13 protein-coding genes are annotated in these 15083 nt (G+C 68.9%); 12 read left to right on the top strand and 1 reads right to left on the bottom strand.

Annotated features, from left to right (window positions below; all coding sequences use genetic code 11):
* The 5 genes from RZ1_RS18720 to RZ1_RS18700 all read left to right on the top strand — a co-directional run bounded on the left by RZ1_RS18720 (position 1) and on the right by RZ1_RS18700 (position 6443).
* Positions 1-1959, top strand: a complete 1959-nt coding sequence (locus RZ1_RS18720) for a mycofactocin system FadH/OYE family oxidoreductase 2 (RefSeq protein WP_083583773.1) — start codon at positions 1-3, stop codon at positions 1957-1959.
* A gap of 90 nt (positions 1960-2049) precedes the next feature.
* The gene (locus tag RZ1_RS31415; protein ID WP_072814007.1) at positions 2050-2967 is read left to right on the top strand and encodes a carbohydrate ABC transporter permease; all 918 of its coding nucleotides are present in this window, start codon (positions 2050-2052) and stop codon (positions 2965-2967) included.
* On the top strand, positions 2964-3890 hold the full coding sequence (locus RZ1_RS29675; protein WP_238071640.1) for a carbohydrate ABC transporter permease: 927 nt from the start codon (positions 2964-2966) through the stop codon (positions 3888-3890). The genes RZ1_RS31415 and RZ1_RS29675 overlap by 4 nt, the downstream gene beginning before the upstream one ends.
* 112 nt (positions 3891-4002) lie before the next feature.
* Positions 4003-5310, top strand: a complete 1308-nt coding sequence (locus RZ1_RS18705; protein ID WP_072814080.1) for an ABC transporter substrate-binding protein — start codon at positions 4003-4005, stop codon at positions 5308-5310.
* A 47-nt stretch (positions 5311-5357) separates the two neighbouring features.
* The gene (locus tag RZ1_RS18700; protein ID WP_072814006.1) at positions 5358-6443 is read left to right on the top strand and encodes an ABC transporter ATP-binding protein; all 1086 of its coding nucleotides are present in this window, start codon (positions 5358-5360) and stop codon (positions 6441-6443) included.
* 1 nt (position 6444) lies between these two features.
* Here RZ1_RS18700 and RZ1_RS18695 read toward each other — a convergent pair whose 3' ends face one another.
* Positions 6445-7425: a GNAT family N-acetyltransferase gene (locus tag RZ1_RS18695; protein WP_072814005.1), complete on the bottom strand. Its 981-nt coding sequence runs from the start codon at positions 7423-7425 to the stop codon at positions 6445-6447.
* Between the two features lie 68 nt (positions 7426-7493).
* Between RZ1_RS18695 and RZ1_RS18690 the strand changes: the two genes are divergently transcribed.
* The 7 genes from RZ1_RS18690 to adh all read left to right on the top strand — a co-directional run bounded on the left by RZ1_RS18690 (position 7494) and on the right by adh (position 15028).
* Complete coding sequence (locus RZ1_RS18690; protein ID WP_083583770.1) at positions 7494-8063, top strand: CGNR zinc finger domain-containing protein; 570 nt, start codon at positions 7494-7496, stop codon at positions 8061-8063.
* Positions 8060-8485 carry an SRPBCC family protein gene (locus RZ1_RS18685; protein WP_072814004.1) on the top strand — a complete coding sequence of 142 codons (426 nt, stop codon included), beginning with the start codon at positions 8060-8062 and terminating at the stop codon, positions 8483-8485. The genes RZ1_RS18690 and RZ1_RS18685 overlap by 4 nt, the downstream gene beginning before the upstream one ends.
* A gap of 10 nt (positions 8486-8495) precedes the next feature.
* Positions 8496-9182 (top strand): mycofactocin biosynthesis peptidyl-dipeptidase MftE, encoded by a 687-nt coding sequence (gene mftE / locus RZ1_RS18680; RefSeq protein ID WP_072814003.1) that lies wholly within the window; start codon positions 8496-8498, stop codon positions 9180-9182.
* The gene (gene mftF, locus RZ1_RS18675) at positions 9179-10588 is read left to right on the top strand and encodes a mycofactocin biosynthesis glycosyltransferase MftF (protein WP_072814002.1); all 1410 of its coding nucleotides are present in this window, start codon (positions 9179-9181) and stop codon (positions 10586-10588) included. Before mftE ends, mftF begins: the two co-directional genes overlap by 4 nt.
* Position 10589: 1 nt before the next feature.
* A complete protein-coding gene (gene mftG / locus RZ1_RS18670) occupies positions 10590-12026 on the top strand; it encodes a mycofactocin dehydrogenase MftG (RefSeq protein WP_072814001.1) in 1437 nt (478 codons plus the stop codon).
* Between the two features lie 84 nt (positions 12027-12110).
* The gene (locus RZ1_RS18665; RefSeq protein ID WP_072814000.1) at positions 12111-13403 is read left to right on the top strand and encodes a sigma-54-dependent transcriptional regulator family protein; all 1293 of its coding nucleotides are present in this window, start codon (positions 12111-12113) and stop codon (positions 13401-13403) included.
* A gap of 101 nt (positions 13404-13504) precedes the next feature.
* Entirely contained in the window at positions 13505-15028 is a 1524-nt protein-coding gene (adh, locus tag RZ1_RS18660; RefSeq protein WP_072813999.1) for an aldehyde dehydrogenase, read from the top strand.
* Positions 15029-15083 lie beyond the last annotated feature (55 nt).

Raw genomic sequence — 15083 nt, 5'->3', positions numbered from 1 at the left:
GTGCCGCGCGACGTGACCGGCGCCGACCCGCACGATCGGTTGCGGCTCGGTCCGGTCACGCTGCGCAACCGCATCGTCTTTCCCGCGCACCTGACCAACTTCGCCGTCGACGGCGAGATCACCGACCGGCACATCGCCTACTACGTCGCCCGCGCCCGCGGCGGCGCCGCGATGATCGTCACCGAGGAGCACACGGTGCACCCCTCGGATCGGCCGTACGAGAAGCTGATCCGCGGCTGGGATCCGGCCGTGCTGCCCGGCTATCGCCGTCTCACCGACGCGGTGCACGCCCACGGCGCGCGAATTCTTGCTCAGCTCAACCACAACGGCGCTCAGGGCACCGGGATGTACACCGGCCGGCCGTTGTGGGCGCCCGCACCGGACCCGGATCCGCTGTTCCGGGAGGTGCCCGTCGCGATCGGCGACGGCGAGGTCCGCGAACTCGTCGCGGGGTACGCGGCCGTCGCCCGCCGGTGCGCAGACGGCGGCTTCGACGGCGTCGAGATCCAGTGCTCGCAGGCGTCGATCCTGCGGGCGTTCCTCGTGCCGGGTACCAACCCGCGCACCGACGAGTACGGCGACAGCATCGAGGGCCGAGCCCGGCTGCTGCTCGAGGTGGTCGCCGCGGTCCGCGATGCCATCGGTCCGGGTCACGTTGTCGGGGTCAGGTTGAGTGGGCACGACGGCACCCCCGGCGGCATCGACCTCGACGACGCCGTGCGTGTCGCGGGTCTGATCGAGGCGACCGGGCACGTGGACTACCTGAGCACGTCGGTCGGGGTCGCGACCGAGACGCTGTTTCTCGTCGAAGCTCCCATGTCGACTCCGCACGGCTATTCGCTGTTCGTGCCCGACGCCATCCGCGCTGCCGTCGACCTGCCCGTCGTCGGCGTCGGCCGGTTCACCACCCCGGACCAGGTCCGGGCCGCTCTGGCCGACGGGGTCTGTGATCTCGTCGGCGCGGTACGCGCCCACATCGCCGATCCGGGTTTCGCGGGCAAGACCCTCGACGGACGCGGCGACGAGATCCGCCCGTGCATCGGCTGCAATCAGGACTGCATCGGCCGCGTCGGCCTGGGCCGCCCGATCGGGTGCGCCGTCAACCCGTATGCCGGTTGCGAGGATACTCCGCTGCCCGACCCGGCCGCGCCGATGCGGGTGCTGGTGGTCGGTGGGGGACCGGCCGGCCTGCAGGCCGCCGCGACCGCCGCCGAGCGCGGCCATGCCGTGGCGGTGCTGGAACGGGAATCGTCGGTAGGCGGGCAGATTCGACTCGCCGCGACGGCTCCGCATAGAGGGGAATTGCTCGGCGTCGTGTCGAGTCTCGAAGCCGAGTGCCGCCGGCTGGGTGTGGAGATCCACACCGGCGTCGACGTCGACGCCGCGACCGTACGGGCGTATCGACCGGGAGCGGTCGTGATCGCCACCGGGGCCCGGCCGAAACGACCGGCCTGGGCGGGGAATTCGCGACGGGTGGTGGACGTACGCGACGTGCTCGACGGTCGCGCCGAACCGGACGGTCAGGTGCTCGTCGTCGACGACCTCGGTTTCCACCAGGCGACTTCGGTTGCGGAGCTGCTCGCCGACCGCGGATGCGCGGTCACCGTGTGCACCAGCGGGATGATCGTCGGACAGGATCTCGGCCTCACCCTGGAGATGAACGGCTGGATCCGGCGCGCGCACGCCAGGGGCATCGAGCAGGCCACCGACGTGGTGGTCGCCGCGGTCGCGGACGCCGACGGCGGGGTCGAGGTGACGCTGCTCAATCACCTCACCGGCGAAACCGACTCCTGTGCAGTTGATTATGTCGTGGCTGCGACGCACCAGGATCCGGTCGACGAGCTGGAGCACGCGCTGCAGGGTGAGGACTTCCGGGTTGTGCGCGTCGGGGACGCGGTGACGCCGCGACGGTTGGACTCGGCGATCATCGAGGGGATGCGGGCGGCCGCGGACCTCTGATCCGATCGTCACCGGAAGCCCCCGAATCGGACATACGGCCGCCACGTTGCGGCCACCGCCGGTTCGATTCGGCCGGGCACACTGCCGCGGGTGCCCACCGACACCGAACGCGTATTACCCGACTCCGGATCCGGACCCCGGTTCCGACGCGACGCCGTGCTGTTCGCCGCGATCGTCGGGCCGAACATCCTTCTCCTGGCGTTGTTCACCTACCGGCCCCTCGTCGACAACATCCGTCTGTCGTTCTTCGAGTGGAACATCTCCAGCCCCACGTCGAAGTTTGTGGGACTGGCGAACTACCGGGAGTGGTTCGGCCGGTCCGACACCTGGCAGATCGTCGGAAACTCGCTCGTGTTCACGGGGGTCGCGGTCGTCGGGTCCCTGGCCCTCGGACTCGCCCTCGCATTGTTGCTGGATCGGCAGCTGAAGGGCCGCAACTTCGTCAGGTCGGCGCTCTTCGCTCCGTTCGTGCTGTCGGGCGCCGCGGTGGGTGTCGCCTTCCAGTTCGTCTTCGACCCGACGTTCGGACTGATCCAGGATCTGATGTCGCGTATCGGCCTCACCGCGCCGAACTTCTATCAGGAACCCGGATGGGCGCTGTTCATGGTGACGATGACGTACCTGTGGAAGAACCTCGGCTACACCTTCGTCATCTACCTGGCCGCGCTGCAGGGGCGCCGTATCGAACTGGACGAGGCCGCGCTCATCGACGGTGCGTCCTCCTGGACGCGGTTCCGTCGTGTTCTCGCCCCGCAACTGCGGTTGGCCACGTACTTCCTGTCGATCACGGTGCTGCTCAACTCGTTGCAGGTGTTCGACATCATCAACGTGATGACCCGCGGTGGCCCGCTCGGAACCGGCACGACCACGATGGTGTACCAGGTCTACCAGGAGACCTTCGTGAACTTCCGCGCCGGCTACGGCGCGACCGTCGCGACCGTCCTGTTCCTCGTCCTGCTCGTCGTCACCGTCGCTCAGGTGCGGGTGATGGATCGGAACGCCCGATGACGGCCGCACCCGGCACATCGGTCGGCCGCGCGTCCCACCCGGCGGATCCCGACGTCGACGGCCCCGTCGTGGCCGCGGCGATTCGCGGGCAGGACCGTCACGGTCGCCGCGCGCTCCGGATCGCCGCGTATGCGGCCATGCTTCTCGCCCTTGCGGTGATCGCGCTTCCGCTCGTGTGGATCGTCCTTGCCTCGTTCAAGGAACGGTCGGAGATCTACACGCTTCCCGTGACGTGGTGGCCACAATCGCTTTACCTGCACAACTATTCGGACGCGACGACGACCTTCGACTTCTGGACGTTCCTGCGCAACTCGGTGATCATCACGTCCGTACTGGCGGTGGTGAAGCTGACGCTCGGGGTGCTCAGCGCATACGGTCTGGTCTTCCTGAGATTCCCGGGTAAGAACGCCGTCTTCCTGCTGATCATCGCGGCGCTGATGGTGCCCAATCAGATCACCGTCATCTCCAACTACGCACTGGTTGCGAATTGGGGCTGGCGCAACACCTTTGCCGGAATCATCGTTCCGCTCGCGGGTGTCGCCTTCGGTACGTTCCTCATGCGCAACCATTTCCTGTCGATTCCGAGCGAGCTGATCGAGGCGGCCAGGATGGACGGCGCCGGGCACGTGCGCCTGCTCACCCGCGTCGTCCTCCCCATCTCCGGACCGACCTTGGTGGCGTTCGCGCTCATCACCATCGTCAACGAATGGAACGAATACCTGTGGCCGTTCCTGATGGCCGACAACAGTGACGTCGCGCCCCTGCCGGTCGGCCTCACGCTGCTGCAGAACAACGAGGGCCTCACCGACTGGGGTGTCGTGATGGCCGCGACGCTGCTGACGATGATCCCGGTCCTTGCGGTGTTCCTCGTGCTGCAGCGCCACATGATCAAGGGACTGACCTCCGGCGCGGTGAAGGGATGATCTCCGTTCCCGCGCAGTCGCTTCCACCGACGACCATCACCCGAACCCGCTGCCGTTCCCGGCATCGGGAGCCCGTCCATCATCACCTCAGGAGTTGGCAGTGAAACCGTTCATGCAGTCCTACACCCGCCGTTCGTTCCTCGGCCTCGGCGGTGCCGCCCTCGCCACGGCGACGCTCGCTGCCTGCGCCGGCACCGGCGGGTCGTCGTCCGAGGCCTCGTCCGAGACCGGCACCATCACGTTCTGGTCGAATCATCCAGGCAAGTCGCAGGACGTGGAGAAGGAACTGATCAGCCGGTTCCGGTCCGCGCACCCGGACCTCCAGGTCAACCTCGTCAGTGCGGGCAAGAACTACGAGGAGGTGTCGCAGAAGTTCAACGCGGCGCTGTCCGGGGGTGAGCTGCCCGACGTGGTCGTCCTGTCGGATGTCTGGTGGTTCAATTACGCACTGAACAAGACGATCACACCCCTCGACGACCTCTACAGCCAGGTCGGAATCGACACGTCGGACTACGTGGACTCGCTCGTCGCGGACTACGAGTTCGCAGGCAACCACTGGGCGCTCCCGTACGCGCGGTCCACTCCGCTCTTCTACTACAACAAGCCGCTGTGGCAGCAGGCCGGTCTTCCCGACCGTGGCCCGCAGACCTGGCAGGAGTTCGGCGAGTGGGGGCCGCGCCTGCAGCAGGCGATCGGATCCGGCAAGCACGCGCACGGCTGGGGTGATGCGAAGGACTACCTGGGATGGACGTTCGAGGGGCCGGTGTGGACCTTCGACGGCGCCTACTCGGACGAGTGGGCGCTCCGGTTCACCGACGAGAAGACCCTCACCGCAGCGCGATTCCTCGCCGACACGATCCACACCGGCAAGTACGCGGTGGTGTCCAACGACATCGCGAACGACTTCGCCGCCGGCGTCATCGGCTCGACGATCGCCTCGACCGGGGACCTGTCCGGCATCACGACCAACGCGACTTTCGAGTTCGGCACCGCCTTCCTCCCCAGCATCGACGGCAAACCCGGCTGCCCCACCGGCGGCGCCGGCCTGGCCGTGCCCGCGAACATCTCCGACGAGCGCAAGCGGAACGCCCTGACGTTCATCGAGTTCGTCACCAACCCGGAGAACACCGCTTACTTCTCGCAGAACGTCGGCTACATGCCCGTCCGCAAGTCCGCCGTGAACGACCCGTCGATGAAGGCGTTCCTGGAACAGAACCCCAATTCCCGCACCGCGGTGGATCAGCTGGCGCACACACGATCACAGGACTACGCGCGGGTGTTCGTCCCGGGCGGCGACCAGATCATCGGCACCGGACTCGAACAGATCGCATTGCAGAACGTCGATCCGGCCGTCGCGCTGGGCGGGGTCCAGGATCGCATCCAGCAGATCGTCGACCGGCAGATCGCCCCGAATCTGTGACATCTGCCGGCTCACGGTGAGCCGGCCCCGAACACGAAGGACCATCAGTGGCCTCCATCAGCTTCCGCTCGGTCTCCCACCGGTACCCCGGATCGGACCGTCTCGCCGTGGACCGGCTCGATCTCGATGTCGCCGACGGCGAGTTCCTCGTCGTCGTCGGCCCGTCGGGGTGCGGGAAATCGACGACGCTGCGGATGGTCGCGGGTCTCGAAGCGATCGACTCCGGTCACATCGAGATCGGCGGCCGCGACGTCACCGGCATGGCGCCGAAGGATCGCGACGTTGCCATGGTGTTCCAGAACTACGCGCTCTACCCGAACATGACGGTTGCGCAGAACATGAGCTTTGCGCTCCGCAACGCCGGTGTGGGCAGGGACGAGTGCAGCAGGCGCGTCGCGGACGCGGCGCGCCTGCTCGACCTCACGGAGTACCTGGACCGGCGACCGGCACGACTGTCGGGTGGTCAGCGCCAGCGGGTCGCGATGGGCCGGGCGATCGTCCGTGAACCCGCGGTGTTCTGCATGGACGAACCGCTCAGCAACCTCGACGCCAAGCTGCGTGTGCAGACCCGATCCCAGATCTCGACGTTGCAGCGCCGGCTCGGCACCACCACCGTGTACGTGACCCACGACCAGGTCGAGGCCATGACGATGGGGGACCGGGTCGCCGTGCTCGACCGTGGGGTTCTCCAGCAGGTCGCGACCCCGGAGCAGCTCTACAACGATCCGGTCAACACGATGGTCGCGGGATTCCTCGGTGCGCCCGCCACCAATCTGATCACCGCACCGGTGGTCGACGGTGCCGCGCGTATCGGAGATCTGTCGATCCCGGTACCGCCCGGTCGCTCCGGTCCGCGTGTCACGGTCGGAATCCGTCCCGAGGCGTTCGACCTCGCCGCGGACACCGAACCGGGAACCCTGGCTCTCGCGGTCGGCAACGTCGAGTACCTGGGTGCCGAATCCCTTCTCTACCTGAATGTTCCGAAGGGATCGGACTGGACGACCGAGACCGGCAGCGTCGTCGTGCGGGTCCCCGGACGGATCCCGGCAACACCGTGGGAGACGGTGCACGTGAGGCCGGGCGGCACCCGGGTGTTGTTCTTCGACCCGGCCGGCGGGCAGCGGGTGCGTTGATTCAGAGCTCGCGCCGCATCGCGGCCCTCGGCCACCGGTCCAGTCCGTGGTGTGTCTCGGCCGCGCGGATCTCCCGCAGCTCGGGACCGAGGTGCGGGTCGTCGAGGAACCGGAAGCCGAGGCGCTCGTAGTACGGCGCGTTCCACGGCACGTCCACGTAGGTGGTGAGCGTCAAGGCGCGGTGGCCGCGGTCCCGGGCCCAGCCCGCGGCGTGGTCGATGAGCATCCTGCCGATGCCGGCGCGCGCGTGGTCGGGATGCACCGACACCTGCTCGATGTGGGCCTGCCCGTCGACGACATCGGCGAGCAGATAGCCGTCCGGCCGGCCTCCGGAATCGAGATGGACCCATGCCTGTCCGGCGTCGCAATAGTGTCGCAGTTCCTCGATGCCGGGTGGCTCGTCGTCGGCGACGGCGGTCATGCCGAGCTCCGCGAACGGTGCGCCCGCGGCTCGTTCGATGTCCTGGAGGAGTGGCAGGTCGGCGGCGGTCGCCAGGCGTAGCGGCGGCAGGTCCTTGCTGTAGTAGCGCGCGAACTCCGTGTACGCGTATCGGCCGTAGCGCTCGGTCATCGGGGCGTATCCGCCCGCCTCGTACAGGGCGATCGCCTCGGGTTGCGCGGTACCGGTCTCGAGGACGATCCGGCGGCGTCCGGCGTCGGTGGCGGTGCGCTCCAGGGCGCCGAGGAGGCGCCGGGCGACACCGCGGCGACGCGTCGTGGCCCGCACGTACATCCGTTTGATCTCGGCGTCGTCGTCACGGATCCCGGAATAGGACGACACGTCGAGGGTGCGCCAGCCGCCGATGCCGACGGGGAGCCCCTCGTGGCATGCCAGCAGGAAGGTGCCGTGCGGGGTGGTGAATTCGGTCGAGGACAGTTCGGTCTCGTCGGGGCCGCCGTACCGATGGACGTATTCGAGTTGCAGTTCGCCGAGGAGTTCGAGGACAGCCGGGTCGTCGAGGCTGCGCGGTTCGATCAGCACGGGGGAAGCCTACGCGCCGTGTTCCGCGCACCGGTTGCGCAGTCCATGTAACTTGTTAAGATAGTTACATGGTGATGCTGCGTTCCCCCGAAGGGATCGACTTCGAGGTCGACTCCGGCTCGCTGTGCGTCGACCTCGTCTACACCGGCGGTGCGGAGGAACGGGCCCGGTGGGAAACGCTCCGCACGCCCGACGACCTGGCGGACTGGATTGCCGCGCGCATGCGGGTGCCGGCCGAGCACGTTCACCTCGGCCCGCGCGACCTCGTGCGGGCAAAGGATCTGCGGGAAGTGCTGTGGCGCAGCCTGAACCGGCGCATCGACGGAAGCGGGCCGAGCCCTTCGGATGCCGCTGCCCTCGACGCCGCTGCGGCCCGGCCGGACATCGCGCCCCAACTCCGGTCGCCGGGCGTGGCCGTCCCGGTCACCGGCGATCAGGCACTCTCGACCCTCGCCCGCGACGCCGTCGACCTGCTCGCCGGCCCCCGCGCGCCCCGGATCAAGCGTTGCGCCGCCGGCGACTGCCCGCTCGTCTTCGTCGACACCTCGCGCGCCGGCAACCGCCGGTGGTGCTCGATGGCCCGGTGCGGCAACCGGGACAAGGTCCGCGCACATCGACGGAAGGAGATGCACAGATGATCGACACCGGAACCGTCGGCAAGACCCGGGACGTCGGCTGGCAGATCGGCGTCTCGAAGACGCTGCCGTACCCCATCGACGCGGTCTGGTCGCTGATCGTCGGCGACCCCTCCCTCTGGCTCGGCGCCGGCTCCGAGATCCCGCACGACAAGGGGGTGCAGTGGCAGTCCGACGACGGCACCACCGGGGAACTGCGCAGCCGCCACGAGTCCGACCGCGTTCGCCTGACCTGGCGGCCATCGACGTGGAGTCACGACACCACGGTGCAGGTGGCGGTGCAGGCCACCCCGGCGGGGACCGTCCTGAGATTCCACCAGGAACGCCTCGCCGGCCCCGGCGAACGGCAGCAGCAACGCGGCCACTGGCAGGCGGCGCTGGCCCGGATCGAACGCGCGCTCGAACGGTCGACCGGCACCGCATAACATCGGGTCGGTGAACCGGAACCTCGACACCGCCCGCTGGCCCGACCTCGCGCCGGGGCGCGCAACCGTCGCCGTTCCGGTCGGCGCCGTCGAGCAGCACGGTCCGCACCTGCCACTCGACACGGACACGCGCATCGCCGCCGCGGTCGCCGCGGCGCTGCCGGACGTGGTGATCGCGCCGCCGCTGGCCTACGGGGCCAGCGGCGAACACGAGGCGTTTGCGGGCACCGTCTCGATCGGCGCGGACGTCATGGAATCGCTGCTTGTCGAGTACGGCCGGTCGGTGTGCCGGTGGGCCGCGCGCGTCGTCTTCGTCAACGGTCACGGAGGCAACGCGCACGCCCTCGCGAAAGCGGTTGCCCTGCTGCGCTACGAGGGCCGGGACGCGGCGTGGCTGCCGTGCGCGGTACCCGGCGGCGATGCGCACGCCGGTGACACCGAAACCAGTCTCCTGCTGCACCTGGCCCCCGGGGCCGTCGACATGACCCGCGCCGAGGCGGGTTCGACAGAATCCATCGCGACTCTGCTGCCCCGATTGCGTGAGGGCGGTATCGTCGCCGTGTCGGCGAACGGGGTACTGGGCGATCCCACGGCCGCCAGCGCGGAACGGGGCGCCCACATGTTCGCAGACCTGGTCGAACGTGCGACTGCACAGGTTGCCCGCTGGCAGCCCGGTGCAGAGGGGAGACTCCGGTGACACAGGGTGCAACGACGCGCACTCCCACCTCGCGTCTGCCCGACGGCTTCGGCGTCCGGATCGACCCGCGCGTGCGGGCATTCTCCGACGGACGTGTCCTGATCGGCGGGTCGCCGACCCGCATGCTCAAACTCGCCCCGGCCGCGGCGGCGATGCTGGACGACGGCTACCTGAGGGTCGTCGATTCGAAGACCGCGGTCGTGGCCCGCCGGCTCCTCGACTCGGGGGTCGGCAACCCCCGGCCCACCGCCCTGCCCTCGACCTCGGACGTCACCGTCGTGGTCCCGGCGAAGGACAACCCGGCCGGGTTGCGTCGCCTGCTGCAGGCGCTCGAATCCGTCCAGGTGATCGTCGTCGACGACGGCTCCGCGACGCCCTTCACCGCACCCGGGACCGGGCGGGTGACGGTCCTGCGGCACGAGACGTCGCGGGGACCGGCGGCGGCACGGAACACCGGAATGCGCGCGGCTACAACACCGTTCGTTGCCTTCCTGGATTCCGACGTGGTGCCGCGCGTCGGCTGGCTCGAAGCGATCCTCGGACACTTCACCGACCCGGCGGTCGCGCTCGTCGCACCGCGCATCGTCGCGCTCGACCCGGACAGTGCCCCGCTCGCCCGCTACGAACACGCGCGGTCGTCGCTGGATCTCGGCCGCCGTGAAGCAGCGGTGGTCGCCGGCAGTCCCGTCGCCTACGTGCCGAGCGCCGCGATGATCGTGCGCCGCGACGTCCTCGACGACCTCGGCGGGTTCGACGAAACCATGCACGTCGCGGAGGACGTCGACCTGTGCTGGCGGTTGCAGCAGTCCGGCTGGCGGCTGCGGTACGAGCCGGTCGCCCGGGTCGCGCACGACCACCGGATCGGATTCCGGAAGTGGTTCACGCGCAAGGCCTTCTATGGGACCGGTGCCGCGCCGCTCGCGGCACGGCACCCCGGGTCGGTTGCGCCGATGGTGATGTCGGTGTGGACGTTGTTCGCCTGCGTCGCCGCCGCAACCTGCACCCGCATCGGCGTGGTCGGCTCCGCCGTCTCGCTGACCGTGACCCTGCTGCGGCTGCGGCGCATGTTCTCCGAACTGGACCAGCCCACCCGTATCGCCGCGGTACTCACCGCGCAGAGTTTCGCGGGGGGCCTGTGGCAACTCGCGTCCGCTCTGTGCCGGCACTACTGGCCGGTCACGTTCGTCGCGTCGCTGTTCTCCGCCCGGGTGCGTCGGGCTGTCATGGCTTTCGCTGTCGCGGAAGGACTCTGGGACTGGTTCGGTCATCGGGAGGACGGCGGGCTCGATCCCGTGCGCTATGTGCTCTACAAGCGGCTCGACGACATCGCCTACGGTGCCGGCCTGTGGAAGGGCGCGCTCGACGCCCGCGACCCGGCCGCGCTGATCCCGGACATCCGGAACTGACGTGCTGCCGGCGCACGCCGACGTCGTCGTGGTCGGCGGAGGAAGCTGCGGATCCGTGGTCGCGGCGCGGCTCAGCGGCGACCCCGACCGATCTGTTCTGCTCGTCGAAGCCGGTCCCGGCTACCGGTCCGTGCTCGAGATGGCGACCGAAATCCGCGATGCGGCAACAGTTCCCGTCGGGCCGCACAGTTCGTGGACGACGACATTCCCGGCGCGGCTCACGCCGGAGATCGTCACCACCGTGTCGCGGGGGTGTGTTCTCGGCGGTTCCGGAGCCGTCAACGGCGCCTATTTCGTGCGGGCCCGGCCCGGCGATCTCGCGCGCTGGCCGGCGTCGTGGTCGTACGACGAGGTCCTGGCCGACTTCCGCGCCGTCGAAACCGACGCCGACTTTCCCGGCGACCTGCACGGCAGCGACGGTCCCGTGCCGGTCGCGCGGGTCCCGTGGGAGCGCCTGCATCCGGTGTCCGCCGCGTTCCACGAGACGGCGGTCTCGGCGGGATTCGGGACCGTCGACGACCTCAACGCCCCCGGCCCCGACGGGGTCGGCCGTGTTCCGCTCAACATCCGCGACGGGGTGCGCGTCGGTCCCGCGCTCGCATACCTGCTGCCGGTCCTGCACCGGACCAACCTCGCCGTGGCCACCGGCACGGACGTGCTGCGTGTCGTCGTGGAGAACGGTCGCGGGGTGGGCGTGGAGGTCGCAGACGGCGCCGGCATCCGCAGGGTCACAGCGGACCGCGTCGTGGTCTGCGCGGGAGCCGTGCGCTCACCGCAACTGCTGATGCTCTCCGGCATCGGCCCCGCCGACGAACTGCAGCGACTCGGAATCGCTGTGCTGCACGACCTTCCCGGGGTCGGCCGGGACTTCACCGACCATCCGGAGGTCGCGATCGGATACCGCTACCGGCGTGATCTGCCGACGGGGTCGCCGCTGATCGAAACGGTTTTGCACACCGACACGCTCGAATTGCGGCCGTACACCGTGCCGTTCGGGACGGCGATCCCCGGAAGCGGTGTCGCCGACCCGGTGCTCGGCGTCGTGCTCACCCGACCCCGCAGCCGCGGGCGGGTCGTGCTCGATCCCGCCGATCCCCGGTCCGCGCCCACCCTCGACTACCGCTACCTCGGGCACCCGCAGGATCGCGCCGACCTGCGTGAGGGCGTGCGCCTCGCGGCGGACCTTCTCGCCGCGATGCCCGACATCGTCGACGCGAGCGGTCTCACTACGCACCTCGGGACGTCGCTGCACCTGTCGGGTACCTGCCGGATGGGCGCAGACGACGGGTCGGTCGTCGACGAGCGGTGCCGCGTCCACGGCATCGACGGCCTGAGCATCGTCGACACCTCCGTGTTCCCGGCTGTGCCCAGCCGGGGTCCCCACGCCACCGCCGTCATGCTCGCCCACCGCATCGCCACCCGTGCGTGGTTTCGGTAGCGCCCGCTACCGAAACCACGCACGAGGGGTTTGGCGCGACCGGTGTGATCCGGACTACAGTGTCGGCAAGGAGGACGCCGGTAGATGACCGAACGAACGAGCCCGTCGGTGAACCCCTGGGTCGCGCTGCGTCCCGGGGACGACGCCGCCGCGCACGCAGTGCGCGTGTCGTCGGCCCATCGGTCTTTCCTGGACGCGCGGGAGGGCATGTCGGCGGTGCGCGCGGTCGTGCGCGACTCGTGGTTGCGCAGCGTCGAACGGGGCATCGACCCGAATTCGGTGGATCAGCCGAGCCTGCTCACCGGCATCGACCTCGAGCAGTACCGCTCGGGACACCCGATGGCGCTGATCCGGCCGGTGGTGCGCAAACTCCTCGTCGAGGACGCCGCCGACGGTGGTCTGCTCGTCGCAATCAGCGACGAACGCGGCCGGCTGCTGTGGGTCGAAGGCGACCACTCCGCCCGCGACCGTGCGCTGTCGATGAGTTTCGTGGAGGGTGCCGACTGGAGCGAAGATCACGTCGGTACGAACGCCCCCGGAACCGCTCTGGCGCTGGATCATTCGGTGCAGATCTTCGCGGCCGAACACTTCAACCGGACCGTGCACGACTGGAGTTGTTCGGCGGCGCCGGTGCACGATCCGGTCAGTGGACGCATCCTCGGCGCCATCGACATCACCGGGGGTGCGCGCGTCGCCGTGCCGGAGGTGCTGCAACTCGTTCGTGCGACCGTCGCCGCCGCCGAAGCGGAACTGCGACTGCACCTGATGAGCGCCCCGCACCTGCTGACCGGATCGGTCCCGCGCCTCGAGACATTCGGGTCGGGCCGACCGATGCTGCACCGCGACGGGCAGCGGATTCCGTTGTCGCAGCGGCACGCCGAGATCCTGTTGTTGCTCGCCGAGCATCCGGAGGGGCTCGGCGCGGACCGGCTCGCGGTCCTGCTCGACGAGGGTGAACTCGACTCGGTGACCATTCGCGCCGAGATGTCGCGGCTCCGCAAGACGTTCGGATCCGACCGCGTGGGATCCCGGCCGTATCGGCTGCTCGGAGACCTCGTCACCGATGTGGCCGACGTCCGCGCCGCCCTCGACCGCGGCGACACCGCGGCGGCGATGCGGTTGTACACCGGGCCGGTGCTCCCCGGCTCGGTCGCACCCGGGGTCGAGGAGATCCGCGACGAACTGCGCACCCGCACGCAGGCGGCGCTGCTGCGTGGCGGCGACGCGCATCTGCTGGCGCGGTGGACGTCGTCGGTGCACGGTCGGGACGATCTCACCGCCTGGTCCGCCTACCTGACTGCCCTCGACCCGAATTCTGTCATGTATGCGCAGGTCAAGGCCCGGATCGATCTGCTGGATCGGCAGCTCGCAACGTAGTTGCAACCCCTCGGCTCCTAGTGTTCCGGATCACACCCCGCGAGGGGACGATCCGCTCGCCCCGCACACAGTGCGGCCCGACGACACGCAGGAGAGACACGATGACCGTGTACGCCCGCCCCGGTTCACCCGACGCCGTGATGTCCTTCCAGTCCCGCTACGACAACTGGATCGGCGGCCAGTGGGTCGCGCCGGTCAAGGGTCAGTACTTCGAGAACGTCACCCCGGTCACCGGGCAGCCGTTCACCGAGGTCGCCCGGTCCACCGAGGAGGACATCGAGCTCGCACTCGACGCCGCGCACGCCGCCGCCCCGGCGTGGGGCAAGACCTCGCCCGCCGAGCGTGCGATCATCCTCAACAAGATCGCCGACCGCATCGAGGAGAACCTCGAGTCGATCGCGCTCGCCGAGTCGTGGGACAACGGCAAGCCGATCCGTGAAACCCTCAACGCGGACATTCCGCTCGCGATCGATCATTTCCGCTACTTCGCGGGTGCCATTCGCGCGCAGGAAGGTTCGATCTCGGAGATCAACGCCGAGACGGTCGCGTACCATTTCCACGAGCCGCTCGGCGTCGTCGGTCAGATCATTCCGTGGAACTTCCCGATCCTCATGGCCGTGTGGAAGCTCGCGCCCGCGCTCGCCGCCGGCAACGCGGTCGTTCTCAAGCCGGCCGAGCAGACTCCGGCGTCGATCCTGCACCTGATCTCGGTCATCGGCGACCTGCTGCCCCCGGGTGTGGTCAACATCGTCAACGGTTTCGGTGTGGAAGCGGGTAAGCCGCTCGCGTCGAGCCCGCGCATCCGCAAGATCGCGTTCACCGGCGAAACCACCACCGGCCGCCTGATCATGCAGTACGCATCGCAGAACCTGATCCCGGTCACCCTCGAACTCGGCGGCAAGAGCCCGAACATCTTCTTCTCCGATGTTCTCTCGGCGAACGACGACTACCAGGACAAGGCGCTCGAGGGTTTCACCATGTTCGCGCTCAACCAGGGCGAGGTGTGCACGTGCCCGTCCCGCGCGCTCATTCAGCAGGACATCTTCGACGACTTCCTCTCGCTCGCCGCGGTCCGTACCAAGGCGGTCCGTCAGGGCAACCCGCTCGACACCGACACCATGATCGGTGCGCAGGCCTCCAACGACCAGCTCGAGAAGATTCTGTCCTACATCGAGATCGGCAAGAACGAGGGTGCCACCGTCGTCACCGGTGGTGAGCGAGCCGACCTCGGCGGCGATCTGTCCGGCGGCTATTACGTGCAGCCGACGGTGTTCAGCGGCCACAACAAGATGCGGATCTTCCAGGAGGAGATCTTCGGGCCCGTCGTGTCGGTCACCTCGTTCAGCGATTTCGACGACGCGATCTCCATCGCCAACGACACCCTGTACGGCCTGGGGGCCGGCGTGTGGTCCCGTGACGGCGGCGTCGCCTACCGGGCCGGGCGCGCGATCCAGGCCGGCCGTGTGTGGACCAACACCTACCACCAGTACCCGGCGCACGCGGCGTTCGGTGGCTACAAGCAGTCCGGCATCGGTCGCGAGAACCACCACATGATGCTCGACCACTACCAGCAGACGAAGAACCTCCTGGTGTCCTACGCCCCCAAGGCCCAGGGCTTCTTCTGATCCAAACATCCAACGCCCCAGCCAGATCCGAGCGAATGTATCGTTCGATCGATTG

The organism is Rhodococcus zopfii NBRC 100606 = JCM 9919 (genome assembly GCF_001895025.1).
Taxonomy (GTDB): Bacteria; Actinomycetota; Actinomycetes; order Mycobacteriales; family Mycobacteriaceae; genus Rhodococcus; species Rhodococcus zopfii.
The sequence above is the reverse complement of the archived record's forward strand: the minus strand, read 5'-3'. Positions and strand labels throughout refer to the sequence as shown.